A 16,972-nucleotide genomic window follows, 5' to 3' on the forward strand; every position below is an offset into this window, starting at 1 on the left:
TTCTGGTAAATTGGCACGTTATTTTTTAGAGAAGAAAGGACTATTCAGCATGGGTTTCCTCACCGGCAAACGCATTCTTATCACCGGCGTAATTTCCAATCGCTCCATTGCTTATGGCATCGCCCAAGCCTGTCATCAGCAAGGTGCAGAAATTGCTCTTACTTATGTGGGCGAGCGTTTTAAAGAGCGTGTGGAAGAATTCGCCAGCGAATTAGGCAGCAACATCGTTATCCCTCTAGATGTAGCTGAAGATCAGCAAATCGACGATGCGATCGCCACTCTGGGTACCCACTGGGACGGTTTGGATGGTCTGGTGCACTCTATTGGCTTTGCGCCGCGCGAAGCGATTGCGGGTGACTTCTTGGAAGGCTTGTCTCGTGAAGCATTTAAAATTGCTCACGACATTTCCTCCTACAGTTTTCCAGCATTGGCCAAAGCTGCTTTGCCACTGATGGAAGGCAGACAAGGTTCAGTACTGACACTGACCTACTTGGGCGCTGAGCGTGCTGTACCTAACTACAACACCATGGGTCTGGCTAAAGCCTCTTTGGAAGCTAGCGTGCGTTACTTGGCTGCGGCATTAGGCCCACGTGGTATTCGTGCTAACGGTATTTCTGCTGGTCCAATCAAAACATTGGCAGCAAGCGGTATCAAAGACTTCTCTATGTTGTTGAAGTACGTTGAAAGCGTGACACCAATCCGCCGTAACGTGACCATCGAAGACGTTGGTAACGTGGCTGCGTTTATGCTGTCCGACTTAGCTGCTGGTATTACTGGCGAGATCACTCACGTTGATGGTGGTTTCTCGTGCGTAGCTGCAGGTATGGTGGAGTAAGGTTAATAGCCTATTCCTTGCCTACTGCCTGATGCAGGCTTAGTAGGTGAAGACCGCGATCAAACCCCTGGCTTTTGCTGGGGGTTTGTTGTTTGTGGCTAGTTATTGTTCGCGTATAGGGTTAGCTGCTGACGGCTGCATTCATCGCACGCGCTGGGGAACTGCAGGAATACTTTTTGTGATTTGAGACACCAAATCAAAAAAGTTTCCTCTCCGTCCCCCAGAATGTTCTGAGTGCCGGTAGGTTTACTGCCCTTTCTTTAGCAGCCAATTTTGCTAATTGTCGGTCTGTGACTGCTACCGATATTGCATAGGAGGGGCGACGGCAGAAGAACCATACACCCTCAACTGCTACCAAACCAAAAACCGTGGCAAGCGACGGAGGGAAAACGGAGGAAAGTGTTTTTTTATTTGGTGGTCAAATTAAAAAATACTTTTCGCAGTGCTAGCTACTGCAGCCAGCGGTGAGTGTGTTTATGCCGGTGGAAATATCACCGGTTCTTGGCCTTCTTGCCACTGTTCATACTTATTCATCACCCGCTCTAACCTAGGCGATGCAATAAATGCAGCCAACCAACGCTGCACTGCAGGTACGGGCTGCGCAGCAAACCACTCTTCATCGGTGTGTGCGAATTGACGCACAAAGGGCGCTAATGCTAGATCGGCTAGGCTGATGTTTTCACCCAATAAGTAGCTATGCGACTGCAGACGCGCTTCTAAATTGGCAATGTGCTGCATGGCGAGCTCACGTTGCTCTTGTGCATAACTTTCTGCACTACGCTCACCGTGTTCAGCTTCGTGACGCTGTGGATATTTATAGCGGTCTAGCGCTTTTTTAAAGGGCCCATCGTTAGCACGTACTAGTTCTTTGATGGCATTTTCGTGCTCTGGCTGCAATAAATCTTCAGGATCTTGCTGCCCCAATGCCCAATACATCACATCAATGCTTTCATCGATGATTTCCCCTGTGGGTAACACCAGCACAGGTACGGTCGCTTTGGGAGACGCATCACGCAATGCCTGCGGTTTGTCGCGCAGTACTACTTCGCGTAGCTCACACTGCAATCCACTGGCAGCCCACGCCAAACGTGCTCGCATGGCATAGGGACAACGTCGGAAAGAATACAAAATCGGCAAACTCACAATTACTCCAAAAACAGCTAGTGCGGCATAGTAGGTCAGCACTTCTAAGTACCACTGTCATGATGGCTTAGCCGCAAAAGAAAAACCGGATGGCATAGATATGCTCATCCGGTTTTACCATAGCGCCTGCGCAGCGCCTATAGCTGTAGGTGAATACGTATTTTAGTTATTACGCTCTGCCTCAGCTTTTTCTTGAGCCAAACGCGAACGCTCGGCCAGTTCTTGTCTCCACGCATGCTTTTTCTCGCGCAGCTCACTTAATGGAGCGCCGATGTGACGGGAACGACGTTCTTGCGCCAATTGCGCTTGTTTCTGACGTTCGCGTAAACGTTCCACTTTTTCTGGATCTAAGCTGTCATGGCAATGACTGCAGCTTACGCCTTCTTCGTACTTTTCGTCGTGACGATCCGCTTCGCTCAGTGGCATACGGCACGCACGGCAGAACGAGTAATCGCCTTGGCGTAAGCCGTGTCCTACCGACACGCGCTCGTCGAACACAAAGCACTCGCCGTCCCACAAGCTTTTGTCTTCGGTAATCTCTTCTAGGTATTTTAGAATACCGCCTTGCAAGTGATAGACGTCTTCAAAGCCTTGTGAACGCATAAAGGCCGTGGATTTTTCGCAGCGAATACCGCCTGTGCAGAACATGGCCACGCGAGGGTTACCAGCCAACACACCGCCTTCTTTACGTTGCTCAGCTACCCATTCAGGAAACTCTGAGAAACTATCGGTCTTGGGGTTGATTGCGTGTTTGAAGGTACCAATACCCACTTCGTAATCGTTACGAGTGTCGATTAACACGACGTCTGGGGATTCGATCAGCGCATTCCAATCTTCAGGTGCTACGTACTGCCCCACCATTTCAGCGGTTTTCAGGTCAGGTACACCTAGGGTCACGATTTCTTTTTTCAGTTTTACCTTCAAACGGTAAAACGGCATGCTGTCAGCCCACGACTCTTTGTGCACCAATTTGGCCAAGCGTGGATCAGAGCGCAAATACGCCAGTACTTCCTTGATACCTTGCTCAGGGCCAGCAATAGTACCGTTGATCCCTTCTCGGGCTAGCAACAGCGTACCAATGATCTGACGCTCAGCACAGAAATCATAGAGCGGCTGACGCAAACTGACGTAGTCGTCTAGTTCAGCAAAATGGTAGAGGGCAGCAACAAGATATTTGGCCATGGTACTCGGCAGGAAGAAGAAATTAGAATCATAACGTTATCCACCCTGCCAATGTCAGTAAAACTGCAGGCTCTTTGCGTTAGCGCAAGAAAAGGTCCGTACAATAGACCAAGGTGGATACTCACTCATTGTTGTCTATTATACCCCGCGTTGTTTATGGATTCTCTTACCCAAGCCGTTCTGGGTGCCAGCATTTGCGGCAGTACCATTGGTCGTTATCACGGTCGTAAAGCTGCTATTGCTGGTGCCGTGCTGGCCACACTGCCTGATCTGGACGTAGTCATGCGTTATCAGGACCCCATTTTGGCGATGACCAGCCATCGCGGGTTCTCACACTCTCTGTTCGTACTCACAGGGCTAGCACTGCTACTGACCTGCTTGTGGCGCCTTATGCGTCCAGACCCACGATATGGCGCTAGCCGACTGTTCTTAGCGCTGTGGCTCACGTTAATCACACACCCCTTACTGGATGCCTTCACCAGTTATGGGACGCAATTACTGTGGCCACTAGAGCCTATACCGCAATCGTGGGCCAGTATTTTTATTATTGATCCGGTCTATACCCTGCCACTATTGGTAGCCACGCTGCTGCTATTAGGCTGGGGTGGGCGTAGTGGCGTCATCAAGACCTGTCATTGGGCCCTGGGATTAAGTACAGCCTACTTGGCTTTAACGGTGACCATACAGCACCATGTGGATACCCAAGCCCAAGCTAGAGTCCAACAATTAGGCTACACCCCTACTGCCAGCTTCACGACGCCAGAGTTATTCACCACCTTGTTGTGGCGCTCCATCGTACGCACAGATGCCGGCGTAGACTGCGAAGTCATCACTGGTTTGCTGGACACTACTGAATCAGAATATTTTTGTGCGGCCAATAATCATCACTTAGCCGACAACCTTCCTACGGCCACTTCGCTGCAACGCTTGCGCTGGTTCAGTGGTGACTGGGTGCGTTTTGATGTGCAAGACGATCTGCTTATAGTTAGCGACCTACGTATGGGCGCAGGCTCTGGCAACTATTCATTCCGCTTTGTAGTGGGTGAACAAGATGATCAGCAAAATTGGCGTGAAGTCACCCCGTACAAATTTGGGGGTTGGCATAATTTTGGGCTGATCAAAGCAGGCATGAATCGCGTACTGCGTTCAACTACTCCGTTACCGCTTGCTGACTGGGCTAAAACCATAGGCATGCAGGTAGAACCGTATCACGCACAACTGTCTGAAAACACCCTACCTCACTAAAATGCTACGCCGCAAAAAAGCCTGAGTCTGCATACACAGAACTCAGGCTTTTTTGACACGGAGAATCAGTACTACTTAACGTGTGCCGCCAATGGTCAGGTTGGCATGACGGTTCACATCTTTGTACAGCAAGTAGCGGAAGCGACCAGGGCCGCCGGCATAACATGCTTGTGGGCAGAATGCGCGCAACCACATAAAGTCGCCTGCTTCTACTTCTACCCAGTCTTGGTTCAGACGGTACACCGCTTTACCTTCCAACACATACAAACCGTGTTCCATCACGTGCGTTTCCGCAAAAGGAATCACACCACCGGGTTCAAAGTTCACGATGTTCACGTGCATGTCATGACTCATGTCGGACATGTCAGCAAAACGTGTGGTGCTCCAACGGCCTTCTGTGTCAGGCATCACGATAGGAGTGATGTCTTTTTCGTTGGTCACAAAAGCTTTTGGATGTGGCACGCCTTCTACCTCTTGGTAGCGCTTGCGAATCCAGTGGAAGCTTGCCAATGCATTGGTACGGTTGTGCAGTTTCCATTTGCTGGCAGGAGGAATAAAGGCATAACCACCCTCTTCCATCGTGTGTTTCTCGCCGTTCAGTTCCAGTTCCAACTGGCCCGCAACCACAAACACCACGCCTTCAGCTTCTGGGTTGGACTCAGGATCGTTACTGCCGCCACCTGGGCTAACTTCCACAATGTATTGCGAGAAAGTCTCGGCAAAGCCTGACAGTGGGCGAGCCAGTACCCACAAGCGGGTTTTTTCCCACGAAGGCAAATAGCTAGTCACGATGTCTTGCAACACACCTTTAGGCAAGATGGCATAAGCCTCGGTGAACATGGCACGGTCAGTCAGCAGTTGTGTCTGCGGCGGATGACCACCTGCGGGGGCATAGTAATTGACTTTGGACATAACGATTCCGATAGAGATTCAGTAGAAACGCCTGTCGCGTTGTGTAGGACGAGGAAAGCCTGCCGTAGCGGCATTTTTCACGCCGTCGCTGCAATGCGCGGGGACTCATATACCTTACTGGTAGGCTTATTCATTAGCAAATTAAATGTTTTAATTTAGTACATTCATTTATTAAATGAATGATAGTGAGCTACTATTTGCACAGATTAGATATGCATGCCGCACTTTAGCATCTAGCTATCCTACTGTTATTGCATAGTTTTCTTTACCATCAGCACGGCGGCCTCTTTACGTAATTACCGTAATACGCATGCATGTAAGCCGCACAGCTATCAATTTAGAATTCCACTACAACGATGATGAGCAGTGATAAAACAAATAGACTGTTGTACGACCTAGATTTATTGCGTGCCCTACTGGCCGTCGTAGAATGTGGCAGCTTTACCAGTGCCGCTACCCGCCTGCACTCCACCCAGTCCACAGTCAGCCAAAAAATTAGGCGCTTAGAAGAACAAGCCGGACACCGCCTACTAGAACGCAATAACCAAGGCATAGCCACAACCGAGATGGGGCAAACCTTGCTAGGCTATGCCCGACAAATGCTGATGCTTAATGACCAAATGTCAGAGGCACTGTCGGGCGCACAAATTACGGTGACAGCACGTTTAGGTGTGCCCGAAGATTTTGCCAGTGGCCGCACCATGCAAGCGTTGGCCTCGTTTAACCGACGCTATCCACAAGTACGCTTGGAAGTCACCAGTGGGCTAAGCCGTGACCTGCTCTTGGATTACGACCAAGGCGATCTGGATCTTATTCTGATTAAGCAGCGCCACCATAACCGCGCTGCAGTAGCCCTGCTACCTGAGCATACGGCGTGGGTAGACAGTGCCACTCACCCTGTATTCCACCTAGACCCAATTCCACTCGTTACCTTCCCACATCGAGGGGTATACCGAGAGGAAATCATCAGCGCGGTGGAATCCTTAGGCCGTCGTTGGCGCATCAGTTTTACCAGTTCTAGTTTGAGCGGCATTCAAGGCGCTGTTGCACACGGTATGGGCATCAGTTTATTGCCGCGCCGCGCTGTCACCAGTCAGCACATAGAGCTGGGCGCCGCACAAGGGCTACCCAGTATTGATGCTTTTGAGTTGGCGATTTTGCATCGGCCTAATACCGACCCCATGATTAAAGCATTGGCACAAGTATTGATTGCCGTACTCAGCCCTGAGGAAATCAATGCCAACGCAGAAATGTTGTCCCCCGAGACTGTGCATAAGTTTGAGGACAACGCGTGAATGCCTAGCGCTAAGCCTGTTAGCACCTGGCTTTCAACATGGCTGATCAAAAAATGCCCAGACGACAGTAGTGTCGTCTGGGCATTTCTGATTTGTATGCTACTTATTTAGAACGAAGCACGTACATCGATAAACAAGGAACGTCCATGCTCGTTATAAGTACGGGCACCCGCACTATTAGTCACCGATGCTTGGTTACCATTGCTTAAGCCGTAACGGTACAGTTTCTTATCAAAGAAGTTATTCACACCGGCTTTCACGTACACGTTTTTGCTGATTTCGTAACCGGCGCTAAAACCTACCAATGCATAAGGATTCAGCGATGGGCCAGACACGTCTGTACCTTTACGAATATCAAAGTCGGCAGCTTCTTGTTTGCCATACCATGTCACATTAGCTTGTAAGGTGAGTTTTTCAGTAGGCATCCAACGCACATAGCTGTTCACGGTGTACTTAGGAATAATGCTTAACGGCTGATTGTAGGTTTTATCTTTGGACTCCAACATATAGGTAAAGTTGGTGTTCCAATCTACAGTATCGCTTAGCGGCATGAACAGATTACCTTCCAAGCCAGACACTACCGCTTTAGGCGTATTTTCCCATTTCAAGATATCTGCAGGGCCACGACCATTGGTTACCGAGCCGTACGACTCTACCCCAGCCATGATTTTGTTTTTGTAATCATTGCGGAAGTACGTCAAGCTAGTGCTTAACTCACCATCATCGTAGGCAATACCAATTTCTTTGTTGATGCTGGTTTCGCTTTTCAGATCGTCATTACCCTGCAAGTAGCAACCGCCGGTAGAGTAGCCAGGCCGGCAGCCAATGCCTTGGCTGTACAACAAGTAATTAGGATTAGATTGGTACATGCTAGGTGCTTTATAGGCGCGAGCAATACCCCCTTTTACCGACCAGAAATCACCCAATGCGTAGGACGCTGTTAAACCAGGGCTTACGTTGAAACCAAACTCTTCGTGTTGATTAAAACGTATGGTGGGAATCAGCGTGAAATCAGGGCTGATACGCATATTATTTTCCACATACAGCGCACCACTGGTATACGAAGTTTTGGTTTTTCCATTACGCCCAGCAAGGCCCGATGGCTCCCAGCTATTTCCGCCCACCATCAACGAACGCAAGCTACCCGGATCATTCAACGACTCATGCAAAAGCTCGCCACCCACTGTTAGCATTTGATCCATGCCACCAGCCATGAACGGGACATTCACCTCGCCATCTAATCGTGACTCTTTGAGTACGCTGTTGTAGCGCAAGTCTTGGCCAGATGTACCTTGCCCTGACAAGAATGCACCTTCAGGCCCACCAAACAAGCCTTCAGTGCCTCGATTATTACGCGTGTAGCTATAGCTGGCCTCTAAACGCGAGGTACCCCATGACCAATCACCGTGATGGCTTAAGCCCACCGTATTACGATAGACAATAGTAGTTTCGGAATTAAACAGCTCTGAAGCAGGGATAAAGTTGCCACCATTTTCGGTACTGCTACCGATGGTATTTTGCGTATCGCCCGAATACAGGTCACTTTTTCTACTGCTACCAAAACTCAGCTCTAGACGCTGCTCTGGTGTAAGGTCTAACGCCAATAAACCATTAATGTATTTATCACGCACGCCTGTTTTGCCGGAAGCATCCACGAAACCGTTCTTCCCAGGTGCATGCCCTTTATTAATGTCTATGGCGTCAGGTTGAGTCTTGCTGTAGCCCCCATATACCCTAAACCCAAGGCGGTCGCTGATAGGGCCTGACAAATTGAAGTTGGTACGCCAGTTATCGCCCTCTTTACCGTCTTCTTGTATCTGCCTAAACGCTGTCACCGAACCATGAAACTCATCCGTAGGGCGTTTAGTAATGATGTTCACCACACCACCCATGGCACCAGAGCCATAACGGGCCGCCGCTGGGCCGCGCAGTACTTCCACACGCTCAATCGCTTCAGGTGGTACCCAGCCAGTATCGCCGTCGGTATCTCGCTCGCCTGTCCAACCTTGGCGTGATGCATTACGTGATGTAGCGGGTTTACCGTCGATCAACACCATCGTGTTATCGGGGCCCATGCCACGTATATCAATTTGTCGACGATTACCGCGCATGCCTGAGTTAGCACTGCCGGTTAAATTCACGCCAGGTTCTTTACGCAAGATATCAGTCAAATCCGTCACGGATGGATTTTTCTCTATATCTTCGGAGGTAATGATGGAAACGCCTAGAGACTCTTTTAGTTCTTCTTCGGCGGTGCTTAGCACCTTAATGCTTTCCAACTGCTGCACAGGCTGAGCCAACACAGGGGCTGCCACGCTTAAGCAAGATAAAGCTGCTATTACCTCGCCTAACGTCTGATTTGATTTGAACGTCACGATATTTTCCGTAATAAGAACTACAGCACATCAAAATAATGATAATGATAGTAATTCTTATTACGGAGATTGTAGAGGGTATAACTACCTAATTCTCGTCATTTGGCGGATAAACGCAACAGTTCTCATTTAGATTATGGTGTCATGTTTACCATCACACCAATCACCAATGCATTGGCTAAGTCGATGAAAAACCCACACACTAATGGCACCACAATGAAAGCTTTGTGGGCTGCACCATACTGCTGTGTCACCGCAGTCATGTTCGCAATGGCCGTTGCAGTAGAGCCTAAGGTTATGCCGCCAAAGCCCGCGCACATCACCGCAGACTCGTAGTCTTTGCCCATAACACGGAAAACCACCACGAAAACAAACAGCACAACTAAGGTCACTTGAATCAGCATACATACCAGCATAAAGCCCAGCACCGGCTGTAGTGTCCACAGTTGGAGACCCATCAATGCCATTGTGATGAAACCACCCAAGCAAATGTCAGAAATCAGCGCTAAACCGGGTTGCATAATGGGCCACTGCCACATTCTGCCTTGACGTTGTAACGTACTTAAGGTGCCGATGGCGCGAATCACAATCCCGGCCACCAAACACCCTACAAACTCTGGCAACACCACAGGGCTTTGCGCCAAACCTTGGTTAATGAAGCCACCCAAAATCAACGCCATATTCAGCCAAAACAAGGCCATCAACACACCGTAATAGTCGATACGGGCGACTTTTTCTTCTTTGTGCATGCTGCCCACTTCCAACTCTATTTTTTCGGAAGGAGTGAGCTTATATTTGCCAATCAAGGCCGCAGCAATAGGGCCGCCAATCACACATGCGGCAATCAAACCTATAGTATTCGCCGCCAAGCCCAGCTCTTTAGCATTGGCAATGCCTAGCGTATCGGTAAAGTACTCCGTCCACGATAAGGTGGTGCCTACCCCACCAGTCAGAGAAATAGAACCCAACATCAACCCTGCTCGCGGGTCCAAACCAAAGACTTGCGCTAAGCCCATTCCAGTCATGTTCTGCAGCACCATGAAGCAGACCGATAGTCCTGTCAGTATCACTAACGGCCTGCCACCACTGGCCAACGACCGTATATCGGTGTTAAGGCCAATGCCTGCAAAAAAATACAGCAACAACACATCGCGCAGACGCAAATCAAAATCTATGGTGAGCCCCAAACCATAAAAAATGACACACGTCGCTATGGCACACAACAACCCACCTACCAACGACTCAGGAATACTATAAGCACGCAAAAAATTGATACGGGCTACCAATCCCTTACCAATAAACAGCAACAAAATTGTCAGCGTAAAGCTGTGAAAAGAATCGACCTGCATGGCACGAAGCTCCTTGGTGATAACAGGCAGTTAGTAAGGTCGCGCTATGCTACCACCAAGTTCTGCTTTTCAATCTGCAGATTATTTGCTGCTGGCAATCTTTGTTGCTCCCACAAACAAAAACCCCATCTTCACTACCAAAGATGGGGTTTTGTGTTTTGCCCTCAAGGGCAAAAAAGCGACGTTCTTATACCGCTTGCGCCAAACGTGCCAGAACTTGTTCGCGCCCTAACAAGGCCAATACAGCATCAATCGCTGGGGTTTGTTTGCGACCTGTTACGGCCACGCGCAGCGGAATACCCAGCTTAGGCATTTTAATGCCGTGGGCTTCCAGTGTGTCTTTGATGACCTGCGCCAAGGCTTCGGTATTCCACTCGGACAACGCCGCTGCTTTTTCAGCAAAGGTTGCCAGCACAGCACGGGACTCTTCGGTCAGCGCTTCGGCTTGCAACTCGGCTGGTGCTGGCGTAAATGCGCTGCAGAACAACAAAGCACCTTCGGCCAAATCATTCAAAGTTTCAGCACGGTCTTTAATCAGGGCCAATACGTCTGGCAACTGGCTAACATTAGCTGCTGGATCTAACTTCAACACACGTGGAGCCACTACAGCAGCCAATGCGTCGTTATCCGTTTGCTTAATGTAATGCGCGTTCACCCAGTTCAGTTTCTTAGGATCCCACTGTGATGCGGAACGGCTCAGGCTGCGTGTATCAAACCACTCAATCAATTGCTCACGGCTGAACAGTTCGTTATCACCATGACTCCAACCCAAACGTGCCAAGTAGTTCACCATGGCGTCAGGTAAGTAACCTTGAGTGTCGTAATCCATGATGTTCACAGCACCGTGGCGTTTGGACAGTTTCTCGCCGTCTGGGCCCAAAATCATAGGCACGTGACCATACTCAGGCACAGTGGCGCCTAAGGCTTGCAAGATAGTGATCTGACGTGGAGTGTTATTCACGTGATCGTCACCGCGAATCACATGGGTAATGTTCATATCCCAGTCATCAACCACCACGCAGAAGTTGTATGTAGGGGTGCCATCTGGACGTGCAATGATCAGATCATCTAGCTCAGAGTTGCTGAAGCTGATACGGCCTTTCACCATATCGTCCCACGTCGTTACGCCTTCTTGTGGGCACTTGAAGCGCACCACAGGTTTGCGATCAGCAGGAACAGTAGGCAATGTTTTGCCTGTTTCGGGACGCCATGTACCGTCGTAGCGGGGTTTCATGCCCAACGCACGCGCTTTCTCGCGCATGGCTTCTACTTCTTCTGGTGTGCTGTAGCAGTAGTAAGCCGTGCCATTTTCCAGCATCTGCGCGATGATTTCTTGGTAACGCTCGATACGCTGCATTTGGTAGAACGGGCCTTCATCGGCATGCATGCCCAACCAGCTCATACCATCAATAATGGCTTGCACTGCCTCCGGTGTAGAACGCTCCAGATCCGTATCTTCAATACGCAGCACAAAAGTACCTTTGTGATGGCGTGCAAATGCCCAGGAAAACAAAGCAGTTCTCGCCCCGCCCAAGTGCAAAAAGCCGGTTGGTGAAGGAGCAAAACGTGTTCTAACAGTGGAGGTGGTCATAGCGATTTCAACGTAATTCCAAATAAATACAGACGCTGCAGCGTCTGACTACAGCGTATTTTAAGCCAGTATTCATATTCTCGTTAGGCACTGTGTTTTTTTGTTGTGGTATGCCACACATCGCTCTATTACCACCTCAAACAGAACCACTTATTTTCATATTTTGTTACTCAAGAATGCTAGTTCAAGCTTCAACTTGATGAAATCTTGATATTTGCTTGATACATCCCTACCAAGCACCTTCCTACAATTTGCCTACATTCTCCTTACTACGCTGACACCTTCAGCACACAAGACGAGTCGCTCACACTATGTATTGGCAAATTCTCTTTTTCAGCCTCAGTACCTACGTATGCTTAAGCCTATCCAGACTGCTGCTGAGTCTTTGGCAATACAAACGTGTTCAGAGCGCGGGTGGCCTACTGCCTATTATGTTTGGCGGCCTACGCGTCGATACTACGACAGTAGGGTTCGTCGTAGCGTTACCCCTGCTGTTTGCCCCTTGGTTAAACGATGCACTGTGGGCTCAACAAATCAACGCCGTGTACTTAAGCGTGATGTGGTTGTTGATTCTTTTGCCTGAGTTATCCAGCGTGCAATTCATCATGGAATACGATGTACGCCCTAACCGTCTGTACACCGACTACCTGAAGCACCCCAAAGAGGTGGCCGGCATGTTGTGGCAAGGCTATAAGTTGCCCGTGATCGGTGCTTTAGTCTTCTTAGTAGCGCTGTGCTACGCCGGTAGTGTCGTATTTGGTCGCACCTTTCCTTTAGCGCAATCGTTTAGCTGGTTAGCTGCCTTGGGCTTGAGCTTGGCGGGTGCTGCGGTGTCATTTTTGGCCATTCGAGGCACACTGCGTCACCGCCCCCTGAACCCTTCTACCGTTGCATATTGTGGTGACTGCCTGCTGAACAGCTTGGCATTGAACTCCATCTATAACGTGGCCTATGCCTTATACAGCCTGAAAAACGAGCGTTCGGCGGCTGATCTGTATGGTGATCTACCTACCGTAGACATGCAGCGCTTGGTACTGGAACAAGCCGGTATCCAAAGCACTAACCCTGATCTGCCTAGCGTTCACCAACACATTGCTAACCACTCGCACGCCAGACCATTGAATATCGTCATCATTGTGGAAGAAAGCCTAGGCGCTCAGTTTGTGGGTAACTTGGGTGGACAAGACCTCACTCCAAACTTAGACAAACTGTCTACCGAAGGTTGGAATTTCCGCAGAGCCTATGCCACTGGCACACGCTCAGTACGTGGTTTGGAAGCGCTAGTATGTGGTTTCCCACCTTCTGCCTCTGATGCGGTGCTGCGTCTATCCGGCGCTCAACAGAACTTCTTCACCTTGGCACAAGGCTTAAAACCCTTGGGATACCGTTCGCACTTTGTGTATGGCGGCGAGGCGCACTTTGACAACATGAAAGGTTTTTTCATGGGTAACGGTTTTGATGAGCTGCATGAGCGCGCTCAGTTCAAAGACCCTGCCTTTGTAGGCACATGGGGTGCTAGCGACGAAGACATGTTCAATAAAGTGCATGAGGTTCTGAGCCAAGCTCACGACACCCCTACCCTATGCTTGGCCTTTTCTGTCAGCAACCACTCGCCTTGGGAATACCCTAGTGGCCGCATCACGCCTGAAGGTGAAGCTGCCAGCGTACAAAACACCGTGCGTTACGCCGACTGGGCGATTGGCCAGTTCTTTGAACGTGCCAAACAAGAAAGTTACTGGGAAAACACTGTGTTCTTGGTGGCTGCTGACCACGACGCCCGTGTAGGTGGTGCCGATGCAATCCCACTGCGCCACTTCCATATTCCTGCATTGATTTTGGGCGGTTCTATTGCCGCCAGACAAGACGACCGCATCATCAGCCAAATCGACTTGCCCGTCACGTTATTGTCGTTAGCCGACGCTTCTATTGCGCACCCGATGATTGGTCAAGATTTGACCAAACGTCAGACCGTACAACGCGCCATCATGCAATACGGCGAGAACTTTGGCTACCTGTATGAAGACTTGTTGACGGTATTGGAACCTGGCAAAAAACATCGCCAATTTACCTATACCGCCCCCGCTGACTATCAGGTAGTAGAAACACGCCCGCAAGCGCTGGAAACTGCTAAAGCCTATGCGCTATGGCCTACCTATATGTATGACTCTCGTAGCTATACCGTAGCTACTACCAACGATGTTCAAAACACTTATTCCCACCCTCTCAGCATCGCTGCTGAGTAGTGTGACCGCGACGCTGCTGCATATCTGTGTGTTTTACGGTTTGCTGCAGCACTCAGTTCCCGCACAAACGGCGACCTTTATTGGAGCGATTAGCGGTGCTGTTCTGAACTATATGTGTCAATACCATTTGGTGTATCGCAGTACGCGAGCCCACCGTTCAGCGGTACTGAGATACCTGCTGCTGGTCTGCACCAACATTGCATTGAACTCACTTATTTTTCAGGGGCTAACTGTACTGCTACCTACGCTCCAACCGTTATTACTACAAGCGCTCACAAGCGCCAGCCTTGCCACACTTAATTTATTTGCTTATCAGAGGATCATCTTTCATGAACGCTCCTGCTGAACCCTGGAGAACACTGCATACTTCATCAGCGAAAATGCTGAGCGTAGTGATCCCACTCTACAACGAGGCTGCGGTACTGCCGCTATTAATTCCCCGTTTATTGGCCATTCTGCAAACCACCGGCTTACGTCACGAAATCGTGTTTGTGGATGATGGCAGTCAAGACAACAGCCTTACTCTGCTACGCCAAGCCGTCGCTCAAGGACTGCCATTGCGCATCGTGGTCCTGAGCCGTAACTTTGGTAAAGAAGCCGCAGTAAGTGCCGGTTTGGAACACTGCAAAGGCGATGCCGCCATTGTGATGGACGCCGACTTGCAAGACCCACCGGAGCTAATCCCCGACATGGTATTAGCATGGGCAGCAGGTGCCGATGTAGTCACCATGAAACGTCGTACTCGCCAGGGCGACTCTTGGCTAAAACGCAGCACCGCACACTTGTACTACCGCCTACTGAACCGCATGAGCAGCATTAGTATTCCTGCAGATACGGGCGACTTCAGATTAATGTCCAGACAGGTGATTGACGCTATCTTGCAATTGCCAGAGCGCAACCGCTACAACAAAGGTTTATTTGCCTGGGTGGGCTTTAACACTCACGTCATTGAGTATGACCGTGCTCCACGTCCTGCAGGTCAAAGCAAGTGGAACTACCTGCATCTTTGCAACTTGGCGCTGGATGGTATTACCTCATTCTCGTCCGCCCCATTACGCTTAATTTTGCTCAGTGGCTTGCTCATTTTCATCGGCAGCATGATCACCGGTGTATGGCTGCTAGTAGAGCATTTATACATGGGCACACCCGTCACCACCCTGACCCTAGGTATTTTGCTGTTGGGTATGTTCAGTGGTTTGCAATTGAGCGCGTTGGGTCTGGTGGGCGACTACGTAGGTAAAGCCTATTTAGAAACCAAACAACGCCCTGTATTCCTGATCAAAGGCGTGATTGGCGCTGACACACCACTGCTATCGTCTTATCAACAAGACTATAAACATGCCTCACACATCTAACAGCGTGTCTCGTACACTGTGGTCGCTTCTGCTGTTTACGCTGTGCAGTCAGTTAGTCATCATGTGGGCATTGCCGTATGCCGACAGCTCTGAACCTCGCTATGCAGCTATCGCCCAAATCATGGCGCAAAGCAATGATTGGATTACACCGTGGTTTTCTCCAGATGTACCTTTTTGGGGTAAACCACCCCTGTCATTCTGGGCACAAGCCTTGTCGTTCAAGGTATTTGGCATCAATGAGTTTACGGGCAGGCTACCTTCGTGGTTAGTCAATATCGCCATTACTGCGCTGATTATGCATGGCACACGCTGCATCATGCAGTTGCAACCGCATCTTACCCGCGCCCAGTCTTACACCCCACTACTGGCTGCGTTGATCTACAACACCATGTGTTTGGCATTCAGCAATGCTGGCGCCGTACTCACTGACCCGTATTTGAATTTGGGGCTAAGCCTCAGCATGGTGGCGTTGCTACAGCAAGCAGCTCAACCGTCTAAAGCATGGGGCTGGGCATTTTTTGTGGGGCTGAGCATAGGTATGCTCTCTAAAGGCCCATTAGCACTGGTATTTTGCTTTGCCCCCCTAGTACTGCTGGCTTTCTTCAGACATCGCTTTGTGCTGAATCTACTGCGTCGCCTACCGTGGGTAAGTGGCACACTGCTGTTTTGTGCACTGTCCCTGCCTTGGTATATCTTGGCTGAGCTCAAAACACCTGGCTTTCTGAATTACTTTTTAATTGGTGAACACATCAGCCGTTTCTTGGTGCCCGGCTGGCAAGGCGACTTATACGGTACAGCCCATAAAGCCCCGTTAGGCAGCATCTGGATTTCGCTGCCCCCCGCTACGTTCCCGTGGGGATTACTCAGCCTATTCTTGCTGATTAAAGCGTGGCGCAAACATGGTTTACGCGCCTTTATGTCACTACCTACTGGTAGCCTGTACCTGTTTATCTTGGCGCTGTTTCCCGCGATATTCTTTACCGCAGCCGGCAACATTTTATGGACGTATTTGTTACCTGGTTTAGCCCCTCTAGCAATCTTGACGGCGTATTACTGCCCACCCATCACCCGCCCTATACAGCGTATGGTTGCAGCCTCTACAGCATTAGTCCCTATAGCTGGGCTTGTGTTGGCAGGCTTAAGCTTACATGATGTCACCATCACCAAGACCGAACGCCCTATTGTTCAAGAATTTTTAGCGCGTGCCACACCTAGCGATACCTTATACTTCGTAGACAAACCTACCTTTTCCGCTAGGTTTTACAGTCAGGAGCGCACCGCATCAATAGATCCGGCAGTCTTTAACAGCAACGACGAAGCTGCTACCCCTCGATTTGTTGTGATCGCGAACGACAACTCCAAAACGTTGAAAACCGTCACTGACCAGCACTACAGCGCTATTGCTCATTCCAAGCGCTATCAGTTATTTATGCGTTCACAACCTTGA

At 49.7% G+C, this 16,972-nt stretch carries 13 protein-coding genes; 7 read left to right on the forward strand and 6 right to left on the reverse strand.

Translation table 11 applies throughout. The features are described from left to right. Nucleotides 1–49 precede the first annotated feature (49 nt). Complete coding sequence (fabI, locus tag ACLO87_RS11935; protein ID WP_135862707.1) at nt 50–835, forward strand: enoyl-ACP reductase FabI; 786 nt, start codon at nt 50–52, stop codon at nt 833–835. A gap of 474 nt (nt 836–1,309) precedes the next feature. Here the strand turns inward: fabI and ACLO87_RS11940 are convergent, their stop codons facing one another. Beyond that, a complete protein-coding gene (locus tag ACLO87_RS11940; protein WP_430223820.1) occupies nt 1,310–1,978 on the reverse strand; it encodes a glutathione S-transferase in 669 nt (222 codons plus the stop codon). Between the two features lie 162 nt (nt 1,979–2,140). Further along, nucleotides 2,141–3,160 carry an oxygen-dependent tRNA uridine(34) hydroxylase TrhO gene (gene trhO, locus ACLO87_RS11945; RefSeq protein WP_430223821.1) on the reverse strand — a complete coding sequence of 340 codons (1,020 nt, stop codon included), beginning with the start codon at nt 3,158–3,160 and terminating at the stop codon, nt 2,141–2,143. A 156-nt stretch (nt 3,161–3,316) separates the two neighbouring features. Here trhO and ACLO87_RS11950 point away from each other — a divergent pair, with 156 nt between their 5' ends. Beyond that, complete coding sequence (locus tag ACLO87_RS11950; protein WP_430223822.1) at nt 3,317–4,405, forward strand: metal-dependent hydrolase; 1,089 nt, start codon at nt 3,317–3,319, stop codon at nt 4,403–4,405. 75 nt (nt 4,406–4,480) lie between these two features. On the opposite strand, the gene ACLO87_RS11955 is transcribed toward ACLO87_RS11950, so the two are convergent. Continuing rightward, the gene (locus ACLO87_RS11955; RefSeq protein WP_135862713.1) at nt 4,481–5,317 is read right to left on the reverse strand and encodes a bifunctional allantoicase/(S)-ureidoglycine aminohydrolase; all 837 of its coding nucleotides are present in this window, start codon (nt 5,315–5,317) and stop codon (nt 4,481–4,483) included. A 356-nt stretch (nt 5,318–5,673) separates the two neighbouring features. Between ACLO87_RS11955 and ACLO87_RS11960 the strand changes: the two genes are divergently transcribed. Continuing rightward, complete coding sequence (locus ACLO87_RS11960) at nt 5,674–6,612, forward strand: LysR family transcriptional regulator (RefSeq protein WP_135866792.1); 939 nt, start codon at nt 5,674–5,676, stop codon at nt 6,610–6,612. Nucleotides 6,613–6,719: 107 nt separating this feature from the next. On the opposite strand, the gene ACLO87_RS11965 is transcribed toward ACLO87_RS11960, so the two are convergent. The 3 genes from ACLO87_RS11965 to gltX form a co-directional block, all read right to left on the reverse strand. Continuing rightward, nucleotides 6,720–8,987, reverse strand: coding sequence for a FepA family TonB-dependent siderophore receptor (locus tag ACLO87_RS11965; RefSeq protein WP_430223823.1), 2,268 nt, complete (start codon nt 8,985–8,987; stop codon nt 6,720–6,722). 134 nt (nt 8,988–9,121) lie between these two features. Next, complete coding sequence (gene gltS / locus ACLO87_RS11970; protein WP_135863062.1) at nt 9,122–10,336, reverse strand: sodium/glutamate symporter; 1,215 nt, start codon at nt 10,334–10,336, stop codon at nt 9,122–9,124. A 187-nt stretch (nt 10,337–10,523) separates the two neighbouring features. Further along, on the reverse strand, nt 10,524–11,927 hold the full coding sequence (gene gltX / locus ACLO87_RS11975) for a glutamate--tRNA ligase (protein ID WP_430223824.1): 1,404 nt from the start codon (nt 11,925–11,927) through the stop codon (nt 10,524–10,526). Nucleotides 11,928–12,238: 311 nt separating this feature from the next. Between gltX and ACLO87_RS11980 the strand changes: the two genes are divergently transcribed. From ACLO87_RS11980 to ACLO87_RS11995, 4 genes are read left to right on the forward strand one after another with little or no spacing between them, the layout of a single operon-like run. After that, nucleotides 12,239–14,170, forward strand: coding sequence for an LTA synthase family protein (locus tag ACLO87_RS11980; protein ID WP_430223825.1), 1,932 nt, complete (start codon nt 12,239–12,241; stop codon nt 14,168–14,170). Next, complete coding sequence (locus ACLO87_RS11985; protein WP_430223826.1) at nt 14,124–14,516, forward strand: GtrA family protein; 393 nt, start codon at nt 14,124–14,126, stop codon at nt 14,514–14,516. The genes ACLO87_RS11980 and ACLO87_RS11985 overlap by 47 nt, the downstream gene beginning before the upstream one ends. Further along, the gene (locus ACLO87_RS11990) at nt 14,500–15,525 is read left to right on the forward strand and encodes a glycosyltransferase family 2 protein (RefSeq protein ID WP_430223827.1); all 1,026 of its coding nucleotides are present in this window, start codon (nt 14,500–14,502) and stop codon (nt 15,523–15,525) included. Before ACLO87_RS11985 ends, ACLO87_RS11990 begins: the two co-directional genes overlap by 17 nt. Continuing rightward, the gene (locus tag ACLO87_RS11995; RefSeq protein WP_430223828.1) at nt 15,509–16,972 is read left to right on the forward strand and encodes an ArnT family glycosyltransferase; all 1,464 of its coding nucleotides are present in this window, start codon (nt 15,509–15,511) and stop codon (nt 16,970–16,972) included. The genes ACLO87_RS11990 and ACLO87_RS11995 overlap by 17 nt, the downstream gene beginning before the upstream one ends.

Source organism: Paenalcaligenes sp. Me52 (genome assembly GCF_050487965.1).
GTDB lineage: Bacteria > Pseudomonadota > Gammaproteobacteria > Burkholderiales > Burkholderiaceae_B > Paenalcaligenes.